Here is a 15527-nt window from a genome sequence, read left to right on the forward strand (position 1 = left end):
GGGGTCGGGATCATGCCGGCGGCGGCTGCGGGAAGAACGGGCTGGTGCGCAACCGGCGGTCGCGATAGCACCATTGCCGGGCATTGGGCGGGGCGCCTCCGTCCGGCCGCAAGGCGGAAAGCGACGCAGCATTTGCCGCCAGCACCTCGAGATGTAAGACCGTCATGAAAAATCCCGGTTGGACATCGAAGCGTTCCAAAATACGCTGATGTCAAAGCCGGGTTTCGGGAAGAGGTTCCACCATCCTCTGCCCGAAATCGCGGCTTCCCAGCTTTTTTCTCCGGTCCGCTGTGCCATATTGGCCTCCAGCGCGGCCTTTCGTAACGGATGACACCCCGCAAATGCCCTCAGGCCACTCCTCCCGCTCCGAAATGGAGATCGAACTGAGCAAACTGTCCTCGCCCCGCATTTTCCTGGTACGGATGCTGGTGTTCCTGGTGCTGTGCGCGCTGGTCATGGTCGTGCTCTACAAGCAGATCATCGTCGCGTTCTTTGCCAATCCCGGCCTCAACGCGCTGATCGGCGGGGTGCTCCTGATCGGCATCATCCTGTCGTTCCGGCAGGTGGTTCGGCTCTATCCGGAAGTGGCCTGGGTCAACAATTTCCGTATCGCCGATCCCGGGCTGGCGATCGAACGTCGCCCGACCTTGCTGGCGCCGATGGCGGCGATCCTCGGCGGCGAGCGCTCGGGGCGGATGACGATCTCGCAGCAGACCATGCGGCACCTCCTGGATTCGATCGCGACGCGGCTGGATGAGGCCCGCGATATTTCCCGCTACATGACGGGCTTGCTCGTCTTTCTCGGCCTGCTCGGCACCTTCTGGGGCCTGATCGAAACCGTCGGCTCCGTCGGCAAGGTGATCGACGGTTTGAAGGTCGGCGGCGATGCCGGCTCGCTGTTCGACACCCTGAAAGAGGGGCTGGCCGCGCCGCTCGGCGGCATGGGCATTTCGTTCTCGTCCTCGCTGTTCGGCCTCGCCGGCTCCCTGATCCTGGGTTTCCTCGACCTGCAGTCGAGCCAGGCGCAGAACCGCTTCTATACCGACCTCGAGGACTGGCTCGCCTCCACGGTGCGCGAATATGGCGACGGCTCCGGCGTCAGTGGCGAACTGCAGCATGCGATGGATCGCATACGCACCGTGGTGGAAGAGAGCGGCGGCAGCCGCAACACCACCGCGGCAATGGCCAATCTCGCCGAGGCGATCCAGGGCCTGGTCGCGCATATGCGCACCGAGCAGCAGATGATCCGCGAATGGGCCGACGGTCAGGGCGAGCAAAATCGCGAGATCAAGAAGCTCCTGGAGCGGATCGCCAAGCAGCCCGAGAAGAGCTGAACAAGAGCGCGCGCCCCGACGCAGTGCAGCACGAAGTGCTGCGCTGCAGAGCCGGGGCCCATCGAAGATAGGTCCCGGCTCTGCGGAGCAGCGTTAGCACGCTGCACCGCGTCCGGGACACGAGAAGCGGAGAATTTCCAATGGCTCTCGCCCGTGCCCGCCGCAACGAATCCGGTTTCAACTACTGGCCGGGTTTCGTCGATGCGCTGTCGACGCTGGTGCTGTCGATCGTGTTCCTGCTGTCGGTATTTCTGGTGGTGCAGTTCTTCCTGTCGCAGGAAGTCACCGGCAAGGACAAGGCGCTCGAGCAGCTCAACGCCAAGATCGCGCAGCTCAACGACCTGCTGTCGCTGGAAAAGCTCGGCAAGATCACGCTCGACGATCAGCTCGGGCAATTGCGTGCCGGTCTTGCCGCCGCGGAAAGCGAACGCGACCGCATCAAGGGGCTTTACGAGGGGCTGGCCGGCGCCGGCGGCGACGCCCAGGGCCGCGCCAACGAGCTCAACAAGGCCCTTGAATCGGAAAAGACGGTTTCCTCCCGCGCGCTCGCCCAGATCGAGGTGCTGAACCAGCAGATCAGCGCGCTGCGCCGCCAACTCGCGGCGCTCGAGGAAGCGCTGGAAGCCTCCGAAAAGCGTGACAAGGAATCGCAAGGGAGGATCGCCGATCTCGGCCAGCGCCTGAACGTCGCGCTGGCGCAGCGCGTGCAGGAATTGTCGCGCTACCGTTCGGAATTCTTCGGCCGCCTGCGCGCCATTCTGGGCAACCGCCCCGATATCCGGATCGTCGGCGACCGCTTCGTGTTCCAGTCGGAAGTGTTCTTCGATACCGGCCAGGCGCTGTTGCTCCCCGAGGGCCGCGCCGAACTCGACAAGCTCGCCGCCGCGCTGATCGATCTCGACAAGCAGATTCCGGCCGAAATCGGCTGGGTGCTGCGGGTCGACGGCCACACCGACATGCGGCCGATCAACTCGCCGCTGTTCAAGTCGAACTGGGAATTGTCGTCGGCGCGCGCCATCTCGGTGGTGCAATATCTGGTCTCGCTCGGCGTACCCGCACAGCGGCTGGTCGCCGCCGGCTTTGCCGAATTCCAGCCGCTCGATGGCGCCCCGACCGAGGAAGCCTACAAGCGCAACCGCCGCATCGAGCTGAAGCTGACGGAACGGTAGTGGTGATTGTTTCAAAAAAGTCGTCATTGCCGGGCTTGACCCGGCAATCCATCAAAATGAGATTCTCACGAAGTGGATGGATGCCCGGGTCAAGCCCGGGCATGACAGTCCCATCTGTATGAGCACCGCCTTCCACCTCCGTCCCTACCGCGCCGAGGACGAGGACGCAGCGATCGAGCTGTGGCGGCTGACGTGGCAGCAGGCCTACCCTTCAATCGATTTCACCGCGCGCGTACCGTGGTGGCGCGAGCGCTGGCGCAACGAACTGGTGGCGAACGCGCAGATCATCGTCGCCGAAGAGGCGGATAGGCTGATCGGTTTCGTGACTATCGACGGGAACGGCTATCTCGATCAGCTCGTCGTCAGCCCGGATCACTGGGGCTCGGCAATTGCCACGGCACTGGTCGATGAAGCCAAGCGCCTGTCACCCGCTGGCGTCACGCTGCTGGTCAACAAGGACAATGCCCGCGCCATCCGCTTCTACGAACGCAACGGCTTTGCGCATGCCGGCGAGGACGTGAACCCGACGTCGGGCAAGCCGGTGCTGAAATTGGTGTGGAAGCCCTGATAGCGGTCCCGTCATTGCGAGGAGCGTAAGCGACGAAGCAATCCATCTCTCCTCTGCGGCGCTATGGATTGCTTCGCTTCGCTCGCAATGACGAAGTGGCGCGCGTTCGTGCCAATCTTACACGCCCTCGAACTGCAGCCGCGCCAGCCGCGCGTACAGCCCGTTCGCCGCGACCAGCTCCGCATGCGTGCCCTGTTCGACGATCCTGCCCTGGTCCATCACCATGATGCGGTCGCAGGACAGCACCGTGGCGAGGCGATGCGCGATCACCAGCGTGGTGCGGCGGCGCATCAACTCTTCCAGCGCGGTCTGCACCAGCGTCTCGCTTTCCGCATCGAGCGCGGAGGTCGCCTCGTCGAGCAGCAACAACGGCGCATCGCGGAGGATGGCGCGTGCGATCGCGATGCGCTGGCGCTGGCCGCCTGACAGCGTCACGCCGCGTTCGCCGAGCTGCGCCTCGAATCCGTCGGGCAGCCGGCGCAGGAATTCGCTGGCATGGGCGAGATCGGCGGCGCGCTCGACTTCGGCATCGCTCGCATCCGGCCGGCCGAAGCGGATGTTTTCGCGCGCGGAGGCAGCGAACACCACCGAGTCCTGCGGCACCAGCGCGATGCGCGCGCGGACATCGACCGGATCCGCCGACTTGATCGGCACGCCATCGAGCGAGATCGTGCCGCGCGCGGGGTCGTAGAAGCGCAGCAGGAGATGAAACAGCGTGCTCTTGCCCGCCCCTGACGGTCCGACGATCGCGACCTTCTCGCCGGCCTTGACCGAGAGCGAAACATTGTCGATCGCGAGCACATCCGGCCGCATCGGATAGGCGAAGCTAACATTCTCGAAACCGACGTCGCCGCGCGCCGGCTGCGGCAGCGCGACCGGCTGCGGCGGCGCCGTGATCTGCGATCTGACACGCAGGATCTCGAACAGGCGCTCGGCGGCGCCGGACGCGGCCGAGACTTCGCCCCAGACCTCGCTGAGCTGACCGAGACCGGTTGCCGCGAAGGCCGCATACAGCACGAACTGGCCGAGCCGGCCCGGCGTGATCTGCCCGGTCAGCACGTCGTGCGAGCCGACCCAGAGGATCGCGACAACGCTGGAGAACACGATGAAGATGATGATCAGCGTTAGCACCGCGCGCGCCCGCGTCGAGTTGCGCGCCGCCTCATAGGCCTGCTCGACCTCGCCGCCGAAGCGCGCCGTCGCCATCCGCTCGCTGGTATAGGCCTGCACCGTCCTGATCGCGCCGACCAGCTCGGAGGCATAGGCGCTGGCATCCGCCAGCGTATCCTGGGCGTTGCGCGACAGCCGCCGCACCCAGCGCCCGAACGCGACAAGCGGAATCACGATCAACGGGATCGCCAGCAGCACGAAGCCCGACAGTTTCGGGCTCGTGATCACCATCATGGTGGTGGCGCCGATGAACAGCATCATGTTGCGCAGCGCGATCGACACCGAGGCGCCGACGGCCGACTTGATCTGCGTGGTATCGGCGGTCAGCCGCGACACCAGTTCACCCGAACGCGCGGAATCGAAGAAGGCGGGCGACAGCGAGACCAGATGCGCGAACACGTCGCGCCTGAGATCGGCGACGATGCGCTCGCCGATCGTCATGACGAGATAGTAGCGGGACGCGCTTGCTGCGGCGAGCACCGCGACGATCGCGATCATGACGCTGAAATAGCTGTTGATCAGAACGATGCCTTCGGGGCTGAAGCCGAAATCGATCATGCGCCTCACTGCAATCGGCACGACCAGCGTGGTGATCGCAGCCACCGTCAGCGAGACGAAGGCGAGCAGCGCGCGTCCGCGGTAGCGGGCGACGTATGGCACCAACGCCAGGAGCGGCCGCAGCCTGGCGCCGGTTTTGGCCGGCGACTGCGTCAACTGGCGCTCGATGAAGGCCTCTTCCTCGAGCAGGGCGTCGCGCGGCGGCGTGCCGCGAGAGGCTTCAATCTGTTCCACTGCGCTCATGAAATCCGACCCGTTTTTCCGCCCCCAGATAGGCCCCCGCGGCCCCCTCTGGCAAATCCGGGAGATTCCCAATCAGGGCTTATACGTAGCTTGTTTTGACGGGCGGCTTACGTTATAGAGCCGCCAAATCCCGTATCCCCTGACTTTTGAGACGGGCGCCGGCGCGCCGAAGGATATGCCATGAAAGCCGAAATTCATCCAAATTATCATATGATTACGGTCGTGATGACCGACGGGACCGAATACCAGACCCGCTCCACCTGGGGCAAGGAAGGCGACAAGCTGAACCTCGATATCGACCCCAAGTCGCATCCGGCCTGGACTGGCGGCTCGCAGCAGCTCCTCGACCGCGGCGGCCGTGTGTCGCGCTTCCAGAAGAAGTTTTCGGGCTTCCTCAAGAAGGACTGAGGGGTTTCGGACCCCTCCTGTACTGCCCAGACATGCAAAAACGCCCCGGTTTGCCGGGGCGTTTTTTGTTGCGTGCTTTCGCTGCCGTCATTCCGGGATGGTCCGAAGGACCAGACCCGGAATCTCGAGATTCCGGGTTCGATGCTCACGCATCGCCCCGGAATGACGATTGTTCGATTTACTGCTCGAACGCCGCTTTCAGGCGGTTGAGCTGCGGCACCAGCGGGTTGCCGATCGGCGCCCGTTCCGCTGATGGCGCGTGGATCGTGGTGTCGAGCCGGCGGACCCGCGCCTGCAGGCTCATCGAGCGCGCAATCAGATCCTGCAGTGGCAGCGGCAGCTTTGCGATCATCTCCTCGGACCCTGGATCGGCGGCGGTGAGCTTGACCTTGGTCTTTTCCCGGTTGGCCTGGCTCAGCGTCATCTCGCCTTCCTTGACCGCGCGATGCAGCAGCAGCCAGGACGCGAGCTGCATCAGGCGGGTGGTGAGGCGCATGCTTTCGGTTGCGTAAGTGAGGCTGACAGAACGTTCGAGCGCCTTGGCATCGGTGCGGCCGTCGCCGTCGAGATAGGCAGCGGTTTCCTCGACCAGATCCATACCTTCGCGAAACAGGACTCCGAACGCTGCGGAATTGGTGAGCCGCTCGCTGAACTGAACGAGCGCGGATTCGCTTTGCGAACGGTCCGCCATGGTTAACGCCCTCACGCCACTATTTGCCCCACCGGCTGTGAACCACCGGCTTATGATGAACAAATCATTGCTCGGGCGAGGTCGAGAGTCCAGCGGCAACCGGATTTATGGTTTCCAGCTCGTGGGGGCACAAAATAGCCGTGCTGCGCACAAAAAAGAGCCGCCGTTTCCGGCGGCTTTTGAAGTTGATAACAGGGAGGCGTCAAACAGAGTGGACAGGAGCCACTCGGTGTCCAAACGAGGACGATGACAGTCATAATCGAGAAAGCTTAATTGTTCGTAAATGAGCGATTTTCTTTAGGGATTATTTGCCATGTCGGTCATTGGCCGAGTTTGAGATTGACTCGGCCGCTCGTCGTCCCTGCGAGCGCAGGGACCCATAACCGCCGGCGGTGATGATTGAGGAAAGTCGGCCAGCGGCCTGCCACAAGATGGGCCGCGGCGTATGGGTCCCTGCGCCCGTGCGCAATTGCGCACTAGGCAGGGACGACGTGCTGAGAGATCGCGTTCGAAGATCTTACGTCTTGAAGAAGCTGTTCGCTGCATCCTTTGACGCGCGCTTCTTGGTGACGGCCTGTTGCAAACGTTCGATTTCCGAATTCATCAGCGCGATGCGCTCGGTCAATTCCTCGACCGACAGCAGCGACAGGTCCTGGCCGATCTCATGAGTGATCTTCTTCCGCGGCTTGTCGTCATCCTCGATCGCCATGCGCTTCCTCCTTCCGGGCCATTCTCGCGGGCGCGGCGGCCCTGAAGCGGTTGCCAGCCGGAGCCGGGCTGGCTAATCAGGGGCCGCCTATTTTCAGCGTTTCGCAAGGACAAATCATGGAAAAGCTGCCCGCGCAAATGACCGTCGTCGGCATCAGCAAGCCCGGCGGCCCGGAAGTGCTGTTGCCCGAAACCCGCGCAGTGCCGACACCCGGTCCGGGCGAAATCCTGGTCAAGGTGATGGCCGCGGGCGTCAACCGCCCCGACGTCGCGCAACGCTCCGGCGCCTACCCGCCGCCGCCCGGCGCCAGCGACCTTCCCGGCCTTGAAATCGCAGGCGAAGTGGTTGCCCTCGGCGAAGGCGCCACCAAGCACAAGCTCGGCGACAAGGTGATGTCGCTGGTGGCGGGCGGCGGCTACGCCCAATATTGCATTGCGCAAGACGCGCAGGCGATGGCGGTGCCGCCGTCGCTCTCGATCCAGGAAGCCGGCGCGCTTCCGGAAACATTGATGACCGTCTGGCACAATGTATTCGAGCGCGGCGCGCTGAAGCCGGGCGAAACCTTGCTGATCCACGGCGGCTCGTCCGGCATCGGCACGATGGCGATCCAGCTCGCCAAGGCATTCGGCTCCAAGGTGATCGTGACAGTCGGCTCGCAGGACAAGATCGACGCCTGCCTGAAACTCGGGGCCGACCGCGCGATCAACTACAAGACCGAAGATTTCGTGGCCGTGGTCAAGGCGGAGACCAACAATGTCGGCGCGAACCTGATCCTCGACATGGTGGCCGGCGACTATGTCGATCGCAACTATGATGCCGCCGCGGTCGACGGCCGTATCGTGCAGATCGCCACCCTCAACGGACCCAAGGTCAACGTCAACATTGCCAAGGTGATGGTGAAGCGGCTGACCCATACAGGCTCCACGCTGCGCCCCCGTACTAATGCGGATAAGGCGGCGATGGTGGCCGCGATCGAGGCCAAGGTCATGCCACTATTGCGCGAGGGACGCGTAAAACCGCTGATGGACAGCTCATTCCCGCTGGAAAAGGCCGCCGACGCGCACCGGCGGATGGAGACCAGCGCACATATTGGCAAAATTGTGTTGGCGGTTTAACCGATCGCGAGTGGAGCGAAGGCGGAAACCCTTTGATTCGCTTCGCTTTCATGTCATTTATCGCGGATAACGCCGGGCCATTCGCAGGTCCGAGAGGGTCGTTGTTCGCGGAGTACTGACATTGCGTCTGATCAGGCGCCTTGCGCTGGTTGCGCTGGGCCTCATGATTATTGCGGTCGCGCCGGCGGCGCACGCCATTGACGCGGTCAGCGTCCGCAGTGACGCGCCTGCCATCGATTTGACCGCAGTGCTCGATCATCAGCGCAGCGAAACCGATCGTATCCAGGTTTCGACAGCGCCGGGAACCGACGGCATCGTCCGCCGCATCGAGGTGCGCGCCCGCGAAGGCGGACAGAACTGGGTGGTGTTCGCGCTTGCCAACAATACCGACGACCAGCTCGATCGTCTGATCGTCGCGCCGCACTATCGGATCGTGTCATCGGGCCTGTTGTGGCCCGACCTCGGCCTGTCGCGCATCGCAACCATCACGCCGTCGACCGGCGATCGTCCCGAGCGCCAGGAAAGCGCGACCGCCGACATCTTCCGCATTACGCTCGACCCCGGCGCCGTCATCACCTTCGTGGCGGAACTGCGAACCGACAAGCTGCCGCAGCTCTATCTCTGGGAACCCGACGCCTACAAGGACAAGGTCAACTCGTTCACGCTCTACCAGGGCATCGTGATCGGCATCTCCGGCCTCCTGGCGCTGGTGCTGACGATCCTGTTCGTGGTGAAGGGCAGCATCATGTTCCCTGCCGCCGCCGCGCTGGCCTGGGCGGTGCTGGTCTATATCGGCGTCGATTTCGGCTTCTGGGGCAAGGTGCTCGACATGTCGAACAACGCCGAGCGCGTCTGGCGCGCGGCGGGCGAGGCGATTCTCGCGGCGACGCTGCTGGTGTTCCTGTTCGCCTACCTCAATCTCAGCCGCTGGCATGTGCGCTATTCCCACATCACCGTCGGCTGGCTGGCTTTCCTCGGTTCGCTGGTGGCGCTGGCGCTGTTCGATCCCGCAGTCGCCTCCGGCATTGCGCGCATCTCGCTGGTGCTGATCGCCTTCGCCGGCTTTGCGCTGATCGTCTATCTCTCGACGCATGGTTTCGACCGCGCGGTGCTCTTGATCCCGACCTGGTTCCTGCTTGTGGTCTGGGTGATCGCGGCCGGCATGACGGTGGCAGGCTCTGTCACCAACGACATCGTAGGCCCCGCCCTGCTCGGCGGCCTCGTGCTGATCGTGATGCTGATCGGATTTACGGTCATGCAGCACGCGTTCGCCGGCGGCGGCGCGACCACCGGCATTGTCTCCGACATCGAGCGCCGTGCGCTGGCGCTGACGGGCTCCGGCGACCTGATCTGGGACTGGGACGTTTCCGCCGACAAGGTATTCACCAGCCCGGAGACCGAAAGCCTGCTCGGGCTGAAGCGCGGCACGCTGGAAGGTCCCGCCGCCAAATGGCTGGAGGTGCTGCATCCGCTCGACCAGGATCGCTTCCGAGCTGCGCTCGACAGCGTGCTCGACCAGCGCCGCGGCCGGCTGGTGCAGGATTTCCGCCTGCGTACCCCCGACGGCCACTTCATGTGGTTCGCGCTGAAGGCGCGCCCGGTGGTCGGCTCCGACGGCGAGGTATCCCGCGTGGTCGGCACGCTGACCGACGTCACCGACATCAAGAACGCCGAGGAGCGCATGCTCCACGACTCCGTGCATGACAACCTTACCGGCCTGCCGAATCGCAGGCTGTTCATCGACCGCCTCGGTGCCGTCGCCAATTTCACCAAGGCCATGCCGAACCTGCGGCCGACGCTGATGGTGATCGACCTCGACCGCTTCAAGCAGGTCAACGATTCCGTCGGCATCGCGGTCGGCGATTCCATCCTGCTGACGCTGGCGCGGCGGCTGACGCGCATCCTGAAACCGCAGGACACGCTGGCGCGGCTGGCCGGCGACCAGTTCGGCCTGATCCTGATGTCGGAGCAGGACCCGGCGCGCATCACCGCCTTTGCGGAAACCATCCGCAAGACCATCCGCGCGCCGATCGCCTTCAACGACCGCGAGATCTTCCTGACCGCTTCCATCGGGCTCGCGCTGTCGGATCCGCAGGCGCAATTGTCTGACGAGATCATCAAGGACGCCGAGCTTGCGATGTATCATTCCAAGCGCATCGGCGGCGACCGCATCGACGTCTACAAGCCGGCGATGCGCGCGCGCAAGACCGACCGCCTGACGCTGGAAAGCGAACTGCGCCGCGCCATCGAGCGGCAGGAAATCACCATTCTGTACCAGCCGATCGTGCGGCTGGAAGACCGCTCGATTGCCGGCTTCGAGGCTCTGGCGCGCTGGGACCATCCCAAGCTCGGCCGGATGTCGCCCTCCGAGTTCATCTCCGTTGCCGAAGAGATCGGCCTGATCGTCGATCTCGGCATGTTCGTGCTGGATCAGACCGCGCGGCAGCTTTCGGTGTGGCAGCGCGCGATGCGCTCGCGCGAGCCGATCTTCGCCTCCGTCAACGTCTCCTCGCGGCAATTGCTGCGGCACGACCTGATCCACGACATCCGCACCGTGCTGTCGCGCTCGTCGGTCGCGCGCGGCACGCTGAAACTGGAGCTGACGGAATCGCTCATCATGGAGAATCCCGAGCATGCCGCGCAGATGCTGACGCGCATTCGCGAGCTCGGCACCGGGCTGTCACTGGATGATTTCGGCACCGGCCATTCCTCGCTGGCCTATCTGCAGCGTTTTCCGTTCGACACCATCAAGATCGACCAGTCCTTCGTGCGCACCACCAGCCGCGGCACGCGCCCGGTGATCCTGAAGTCGATCATCGCGCTCGCGCACGACCTCGGCATGGACGTGGTGGCGGAAGGCGCGGAGACGGATTCGGATGCGGTCGAGCTCTATCAACTCGGCTGCGAATACGCCCAAGGCTTCGCCTTCGGTGAGCCGATGGATGCGGATGCCGCGATGCGGCTATTGACCGAAGAACGGCTGGAAGCGGCGAGCTAATTTCGCATAGACAACTCACATGCCTCGCCATGCAGTTCCAAGCGCCGTCATTGCGATTGAAGCGAAGCAATCCAGAATTCCACGAAGATAACAGCCAGGATTGCGCCGTCGCTCCTCGTCGCTCATGAGGCTCAACTCACCTTGCGTAGAGCAAAATCAGGCTGGTCGCTTCGAGCGACCTCATGATCGAAATCTTCCTCAAGTCATCTCAAGCACGTTGTACGCCGCTATGGGACGACGCAATCCCTTGAGCGTCAGTTCACCCACGGGCTCCGTAGTCGCCCTGTCGTCGAGCACCTCATGCACTTTGCTATCGACCAAAATCTGACCATCGCGCGCCTCCGCGCAAAGACGAGCCGCGAGGTTTACCACGGTCCCGATCGCACTGTACTCAGAGCGGCCCTCGAAACCGATAGCGCCGAGCGTCGCATATCCATATGCAATGCCGACTCCAAAGCCGAGCTCGTGTCTTTCGCGCCGCCACTTTTTCGATAATTCCGATAGGTGGCTTCGCATTGCAAGCGCCATTTGAACAGCTCGCTCGCACGGATCTGGACAAGGGATCGGATCGCCGAAAATCACCATGATTCCGTCGCCCAGAAATCTCTCCAACGTGCCTTCAAACTCGTGGACGAGGGAGCCCAAGGTTGCATGATACTCCCGCATCACCGCCATCACCTCCTCGGGCTCGGCGATTTCTGCGAAGGCGGTGAAACCTCGCAGGTCACCGAAGAATATTGTCACTCGCCTGCGGTGGCTCGCCAAAGGCTCATAGGTCGAGGAAGAAAGAATCAATTCCGCTATCTGCGGCGAAAGAAAACGCTTTAAACGGCTAACCCGTTCAATCTGCACAACTTGGTCCGCAACGCGTTGCTCAAGCATTCTATTCCATACAGCGAGCTCGACCGCCTGGGCTTCAACTCGATCATGCAATTCCTTGAAGCGGAGCATAGAGCGCACACGCGCAACGAGGGCTGCATGGTCGATCGGCTTGGTCAGATATTCGTCGGCGCCCGCGTTAAGTCCCGTGACGACATCCTTTGAGTCAGTTCGCGCCGTCACCATAATGATTGGAACAAATCCAAGCGTAGTGTCGACCTTCAGTCGCCGGCAGACCTCAAAGCCATCGATTTTCGGCATCATGACGTCGAGGAGGACAACATCCGGCGCGACTTCACGCACGACTGCGAGCGCCCTCTCGCCGTTTTCAGCCTCCACTGTCTCATAACCCTCGGCACCGAGGCGCGCGGTAAGAAGGCAGCGATTCGTTTCGTTGTCGTCCACAATCAAGATTCGGGGTGGGACATGCATTTCTGCTCCACGTAAGCACGCGCTGGAATCCTATGTCAGGTATCGATTGATCGTCTCTAATAGCTTTCGTGCGCTGTAGGGCTTTGCGACGTAGGCATCGCAGCCTGCCGCGCGTGCCTTTTCTTCGTCGCCGCTAAGCGCATAGGAGGTGACGACGATAATTGGAATATGGCGGAGATCTGATTGTGCTTTTATGCGCCGTGTCGCCTCGTATCCGTCAAGAACAGGCAGTTGGATATCCATCAGGATCAGGTCGGGGCCTTGGGTTCGCGCAGCCATGACCGCTGCTTCGCCGTCGTGCGCCTCGATCATTTCGTAACCGACGCTTGCGAGCAAATCGCGCAGAATCTGCCGATTGTCCTCCTGATCTTCGACCACCAATACGCGCTTGCTCATATCTGCTTCGCCTGTTCCTCAAGCCGGGCCGGCACCAGAAAAGAAAATCTCGCGCCACGACCAAGGCGGGATTCTATCCAGATTCTTCCACCATGCATCTCCACAATGCGCTTCACGATGGCGAGGCCCAATCCAGTGCCTCCCTTCGTCTTGGTGATCGAGTTGTCCACCTGCTGGAATTCCTGGAAGATTTTTGTTTGATCGGTTTCGTCGATGCCCGGTCCTGTATCCTGGACGGAAAATTTGTACGAATCCTCTTTCGCCTCCACTTCGATCCAAACCTCTCCAGCATCGGTGAATTTGATCGCGTTGCCAACAAGATTGAACAGGGCCTGGGCGAGCCTGCGTTCGTCTCCTCGCGCCGGCGGCAGACCAGGGGGAACGGCAACTCTCAAGCCCAAATGCTTTTCGGCGGCGAGGGATTCAACGGATATATAAACGCCGCTAACCAGTTCCTCTACAGAATAGTCGGTCAGAGAAAGTCGAAGCTGTCCGGCTTCGATCTTGGAGAGATCAAGGACATCGTTGATGAGCTCGAGGAGATGTTTGCCGTTCCGTTGGATGCGTGCGAGGGCCGATCGCATTTTTTCCGGAGGATCGCCGTAGATGCCGTCCAGCAGGAGCTCCGAAAAGCCGAGTATCGCGTTCAGTGGCGTTCGCAATTCGTGACTCATGTTTGCGAGGAACTGCGATTTGTGACGGCTGGCCTCCGCAAGGCTTTCGTAGAGCTGCTGGAGCTCTTCGCAGGTCGAATTGACGTGCGCCGCAAGTTCTCCAAGTTCGTCCCGGTTGGGAACCTCGATGCGCTCGGCGAAATTGCCGGCCGCTATTCGGTTCAGGCCGTCGTGGATAATGCGGACTGGGTCGATCACAGATCGGGAGATTGCATGTCCCAAGACCAGCGTAAGCACGAAGCTTGCGAGCGCGACAGCGGCGACGAGTATCTGAGATTTGACATAGGTTTGCCGGCTGGCATCCAGCCCGGCGACCATGTCCGCTTCAGCACGATTGACCAATTGATTGGTCAGTCGTTCGAGTTTGTCCGCGAGCGGCCCGAGCTCCGAGAGCTCGCTCTGTTTGGCCTCAGCCGTGCGACCGTGACGAATGAGGTCGACGAGGTGTGAAACTACAGCAATGAGACGCGCATATTCTTCGCGCACCTGGTCGAGCAGCGCAACCTCGTCTTTTGCGACGAACGAGACGCGGTCAAGGTCGTACCCAAACTGGTTGATCTGCCGCAGCGCACCTGCCAATGTCGTTTCGTTTGGAAAGGCGAGAGCTGTGGATACGCCATAAAGCTGTCGAAGCGTACCGTGCTGCATCTGCCGATATGCCTCGATCTTTTGCTGCAGGCCAACGACCTGATTCGCCCGCTGGTCGGCTTCGCGCAGCGAAAGGAGGCCGATTACCCCAACCGAGACCAAGAGCATCTCGATGACGAAGAAGGCCATCAGCAATTTCGTGCGCAGCGAGGGCCGCAATTCGAAACCGAGACCGTTCTTCACCGACGGGCCGTCTCCGCTTGCTCGCGGCGTTGCAGCGAGCGGGCGCTGACCAAGAAACGACGTCGGATCAGCTTCCAAGTTCACGTCGAACCTCGTTGAGGAACCGCCAGTCGGCTGCATCCGCGATAATTTTCGCAGGGTTCGATTTCAGCATCCTCGCTTCGCGCAGACGGAGCGCATAAAAACGGATTGTGTCTTCGGGATCGTAGGCGCGCCAGCGGTTGTACGGCACGTCCGCAAGGGTCTGAACCGCATAGTCGTGGCGAGGCGTGAACCCCCTATCTACCATACGCTGTGCAACGAGGGCCGGCTCGCTTACGCATAAATCCGTGGCCCGTAGCATGGCGCGAACCACACGCTTGGTGGCGATGGGGTTCTTTCGGACGAACTCGCGAGTCGCCGCCAACATGCAGCAAAAATACTGCGACCATGGGCGATCCAGGGCGCTGTTGACGATGACGTGACCAATGTTCTGCGCACGCAAACGCTGTGGTTCTGGAGGAAATCCGAGGAAGGCGTCGATCTTGCCCGCGGCGAACAACTCGATCGGTTTGACCGACGCACTTGTCACCCACTCAATATCCTTGGCGGGATCGAGTCCGACAAGCGTCGCCATCGCGCTGATGAAAACGTGCGGACTACTTCCAACCCCCTGCTGGCCGACGGTTCGCCCCTTCAGATCGGCGACGCTTCGTATGTCCTCCCTGGCAAACAGCTCGAAGCAGCCGACATGAATCCCGGCCAAAACAGTAATGCTCGCGCCCCTATCGATCTCGAGAAGAAGTGGACCGGAGAAATGCAGAGTGAAGTCGATGTCGCCCCTCGCGATAGCTTTGGTTTGCTGCACGCCGGCGTCAGATTCAACGTAAACGACGTTGGTAAAGCCCTCGGCGTTCAAGAGATCGCTCACCACGTACTGCGGAGCGATGCAGATGCTCGGGTTCTTCGCAAGGCGGATTGTAGTGGTCTCTGGCGGCGGATTGGGCTCTTCGGCCTTGAGCTGGGCCGCTACACTCCAAAACAGGGCAGTGGATGCGGCGCAGGTCCCAGCAAACAGCAATTCGCGACGGTTCGTATGCATCGGAACCTCCTCGAAATCACCTTAGAGAAACGGTGGCACTTCCGGAGCCGAACGTCGGGCCGACGTGTTTTGCGTGGACCCTAAGTCCAATTATCGCGCACAATCGCTCGCGAAAATAAAACAAGCCTATTCCTCAGTTCGGGAACGTGACAGTGGGTAGTGCGCATTTATCCGGCGAGATTTCGGCAATGTCGCTGACGTATTTTTCTAGGATCGACGATTGATACATTCAGATAAATGCTCTCCGCCGCGCTTAGGCCGGTCGCGGCTT

The 15527-nt window shown here is 61.9% G+C and carries 15 protein-coding genes; 6 read left to right on the forward strand and 9 right to left on the reverse strand.

The window, feature by feature from the left end:
• Positions 1 to 10 precede the first annotated feature (10 nt).
• The gene (locus GWE18_RS11580) at positions 11 to 166 is read right to left on the reverse strand and encodes a hypothetical protein (RefSeq protein WP_275185878.1); all 156 of its coding nucleotides are present in this window, start codon (positions 164 to 166) and stop codon (positions 11 to 13) included.
• Positions 163 to 297 carry a hypothetical protein gene (locus GWE18_RS11585; RefSeq protein ID WP_275185879.1) on the reverse strand — a complete coding sequence of 45 codons (135 nt, stop codon included), beginning with the start codon at positions 295 to 297 and terminating at the stop codon, positions 163 to 165. The genes GWE18_RS11580 and GWE18_RS11585 overlap by 4 nt, the downstream gene beginning before the upstream one ends.
• Positions 298 to 341: 44 nt before the next feature.
• Between GWE18_RS11585 and GWE18_RS11590 the strand changes: the two genes are divergently transcribed.
• The 3 genes from GWE18_RS11590 to GWE18_RS11600 all read left to right on the forward strand — a co-directional run bounded on the left by GWE18_RS11590 (position 342) and on the right by GWE18_RS11600 (position 3071).
• Positions 342 to 1334, forward strand: coding sequence for a flagellar motor protein MotA (locus tag GWE18_RS11590; protein WP_275185880.1), 993 nt, complete (start codon positions 342 to 344; stop codon positions 1332 to 1334).
• A 140-nt stretch (positions 1335 to 1474) separates the two neighbouring features.
• Positions 1475 to 2503 carry a peptidoglycan -binding protein gene (locus tag GWE18_RS11595; protein ID WP_275185881.1) on the forward strand — a complete coding sequence of 343 codons (1029 nt, stop codon included), beginning with the start codon at positions 1475 to 1477 and terminating at the stop codon, positions 2501 to 2503.
• A gap of 118 nt (positions 2504 to 2621) precedes the next feature.
• Entirely contained in the window at positions 2622 to 3071 is a 450-nt protein-coding gene (locus tag GWE18_RS11600; RefSeq protein ID WP_275185882.1) for a GNAT family N-acetyltransferase, read from the forward strand.
• A 117-nt stretch (positions 3072 to 3188) separates the two neighbouring features.
• Here the strand turns inward: GWE18_RS11600 and GWE18_RS11605 are convergent, their stop codons facing one another.
• Positions 3189 to 5042 carry an ABC transporter ATP-binding protein/permease gene (locus GWE18_RS11605; protein WP_275185883.1) on the reverse strand — a complete coding sequence of 618 codons (1854 nt, stop codon included), beginning with the start codon at positions 5040 to 5042 and terminating at the stop codon, positions 3189 to 3191.
• A gap of 180 nt (positions 5043 to 5222) precedes the next feature.
• Between GWE18_RS11605 and rpmE the strand changes: the two genes are divergently transcribed.
• Positions 5223 to 5450 (forward strand): 50S ribosomal protein L31, encoded by a 228-nt coding sequence (gene rpmE / locus GWE18_RS11610; protein ID WP_025588166.1) that lies wholly within the window; start codon positions 5223 to 5225, stop codon positions 5448 to 5450.
• Between the two features lie 178 nt (positions 5451 to 5628).
• On the opposite strand, the gene GWE18_RS11615 is transcribed toward rpmE, so the two are convergent.
• Both GWE18_RS11615 and GWE18_RS11620 read right to left on the reverse strand, forming a co-directional pair.
• A complete protein-coding gene (locus GWE18_RS11615) occupies positions 5629 to 6141 on the reverse strand; it encodes a DUF1465 family protein (RefSeq protein ID WP_275185884.1) in 513 nt (170 codons plus the stop codon).
• A 517-nt stretch (positions 6142 to 6658) separates the two neighbouring features.
• Positions 6659 to 6850 carry a DUF1192 domain-containing protein gene (locus GWE18_RS11620; protein WP_025588173.1) on the reverse strand — a complete coding sequence of 64 codons (192 nt, stop codon included), beginning with the start codon at positions 6848 to 6850 and terminating at the stop codon, positions 6659 to 6661.
• A gap of 116 nt (positions 6851 to 6966) precedes the next feature.
• On the opposite strand from GWE18_RS11620, the gene GWE18_RS11625 reads away from it, so the two are divergent.
• Positions 6967 to 7965, forward strand: a complete 999-nt coding sequence (locus tag GWE18_RS11625; RefSeq protein WP_275185885.1) for an NAD(P)H-quinone oxidoreductase — start codon at positions 6967 to 6969, stop codon at positions 7963 to 7965.
• Between the two features lie 121 nt (positions 7966 to 8086).
• Positions 8087 to 10963 (forward strand): EAL domain-containing protein, encoded by a 2877-nt coding sequence (locus GWE18_RS11630; protein ID WP_275185886.1) that lies wholly within the window; start codon positions 8087 to 8089, stop codon positions 10961 to 10963.
• Between the two features lie 198 nt (positions 10964 to 11161).
• Here GWE18_RS11630 and GWE18_RS11635 read toward each other — a convergent pair whose 3' ends face one another.
• Genes GWE18_RS11635 through GWE18_RS11650 form a run of 4 tightly spaced genes read right to left on the reverse strand, consistent with a single transcriptional unit; the run spans position 11162 to position 15256 of the window.
• Positions 11162 to 12247, reverse strand: coding sequence for an adenylate/guanylate cyclase domain-containing protein (locus GWE18_RS11635; protein ID WP_275185887.1), 1086 nt, complete (start codon positions 12245 to 12247; stop codon positions 11162 to 11164).
• Positions 12248 to 12304: 57 nt separating this feature from the next.
• Entirely contained in the window at positions 12305 to 12670 is a 366-nt protein-coding gene (locus GWE18_RS11640; RefSeq protein ID WP_275185888.1) for a response regulator, read from the reverse strand.
• Positions 12667 to 14259 carry an ATP-binding protein gene (locus GWE18_RS11645; protein WP_275185889.1) on the reverse strand — a complete coding sequence of 531 codons (1593 nt, stop codon included), beginning with the start codon at positions 14257 to 14259 and terminating at the stop codon, positions 12667 to 12669. Before GWE18_RS11645 ends, GWE18_RS11640 begins: the two co-directional genes overlap by 4 nt.
• Positions 14243 to 15256 (reverse strand): ABC transporter substrate-binding protein, encoded by a 1014-nt coding sequence (locus tag GWE18_RS11650; RefSeq protein ID WP_275185890.1) that lies wholly within the window; start codon positions 15254 to 15256, stop codon positions 14243 to 14245. Before GWE18_RS11650 ends, GWE18_RS11645 begins: the two co-directional genes overlap by 17 nt.
• Positions 15257 to 15527 lie beyond the last annotated feature (271 nt).

This window comes from Bradyrhizobium sp. CSA112 (genome assembly GCF_029051645.1).
Lineage (GTDB): Bacteria > Pseudomonadota > Alphaproteobacteria > Rhizobiales > Xanthobacteraceae > Bradyrhizobium.

Bases quoted from the DNA above. Each gene is read 5' to 3' on its own strand.
- GWE18_RS11580 (WP_275185878.1), bottom strand. From the start codon at position 166: ATGACGGTCTTACATCTCGAGGTGCTGGCGGCAAATGCTGCGTCGCTT.
- GWE18_RS11585 (WP_275185879.1), bottom strand. From the start codon at position 297: ATGGCACAGCGGACCGGAGAAAAAAGCTGGGAAGCCGCGATTTCGGGC.
- GWE18_RS11590 (WP_275185880.1), top strand. From the start codon at position 342: ATGCCCTCAGGCCACTCCTCCCGCTCCGAAATGGAGATCGAACTGAGC.
- GWE18_RS11595 (WP_275185881.1), top strand. From the start codon at position 1,475: ATGGCTCTCGCCCGTGCCCGCCGCAACGAATCCGGTTTCAACTACTGG.
- GWE18_RS11600 (WP_275185882.1), top strand. From the start codon at position 2,622: ATGAGCACCGCCTTCCACCTCCGTCCCTACCGCGCCGAGGACGAGGAC.
- GWE18_RS11605 (WP_275185883.1), bottom strand. From the start codon at position 5,042: ATGAGCGCAGTGGAACAGATTGAAGCCTCTCGCGGCACGCCGCCGCGC.
- rpmE (WP_025588166.1), top strand. From the start codon at position 5,223: ATGAAAGCCGAAATTCATCCAAATTATCATATGATTACGGTCGTGATG.
- GWE18_RS11615 (WP_275185884.1), bottom strand. From the start codon at position 6,141: ATGGCGGACCGTTCGCAAAGCGAATCCGCGCTCGTTCAGTTCAGCGAG.
- GWE18_RS11620 (WP_025588173.1), bottom strand. From the start codon at position 6,850: ATGGCGATCGAGGATGACGACAAGCCGCGGAAGAAGATCACTCATGAG.
- GWE18_RS11625 (WP_275185885.1), top strand. From the start codon at position 6,967: ATGGAAAAGCTGCCCGCGCAAATGACCGTCGTCGGCATCAGCAAGCCC.
- GWE18_RS11640 (WP_275185888.1), bottom strand. From the start codon at position 12,670: ATGAGCAAGCGCGTATTGGTGGTCGAAGATCAGGAGGACAATCGGCAG.
- GWE18_RS11650 (WP_275185890.1), bottom strand. From the start codon at position 15,256: ATGCATACGAACCGTCGCGAATTGCTGTTTGCTGGGACCTGCGCCGCA.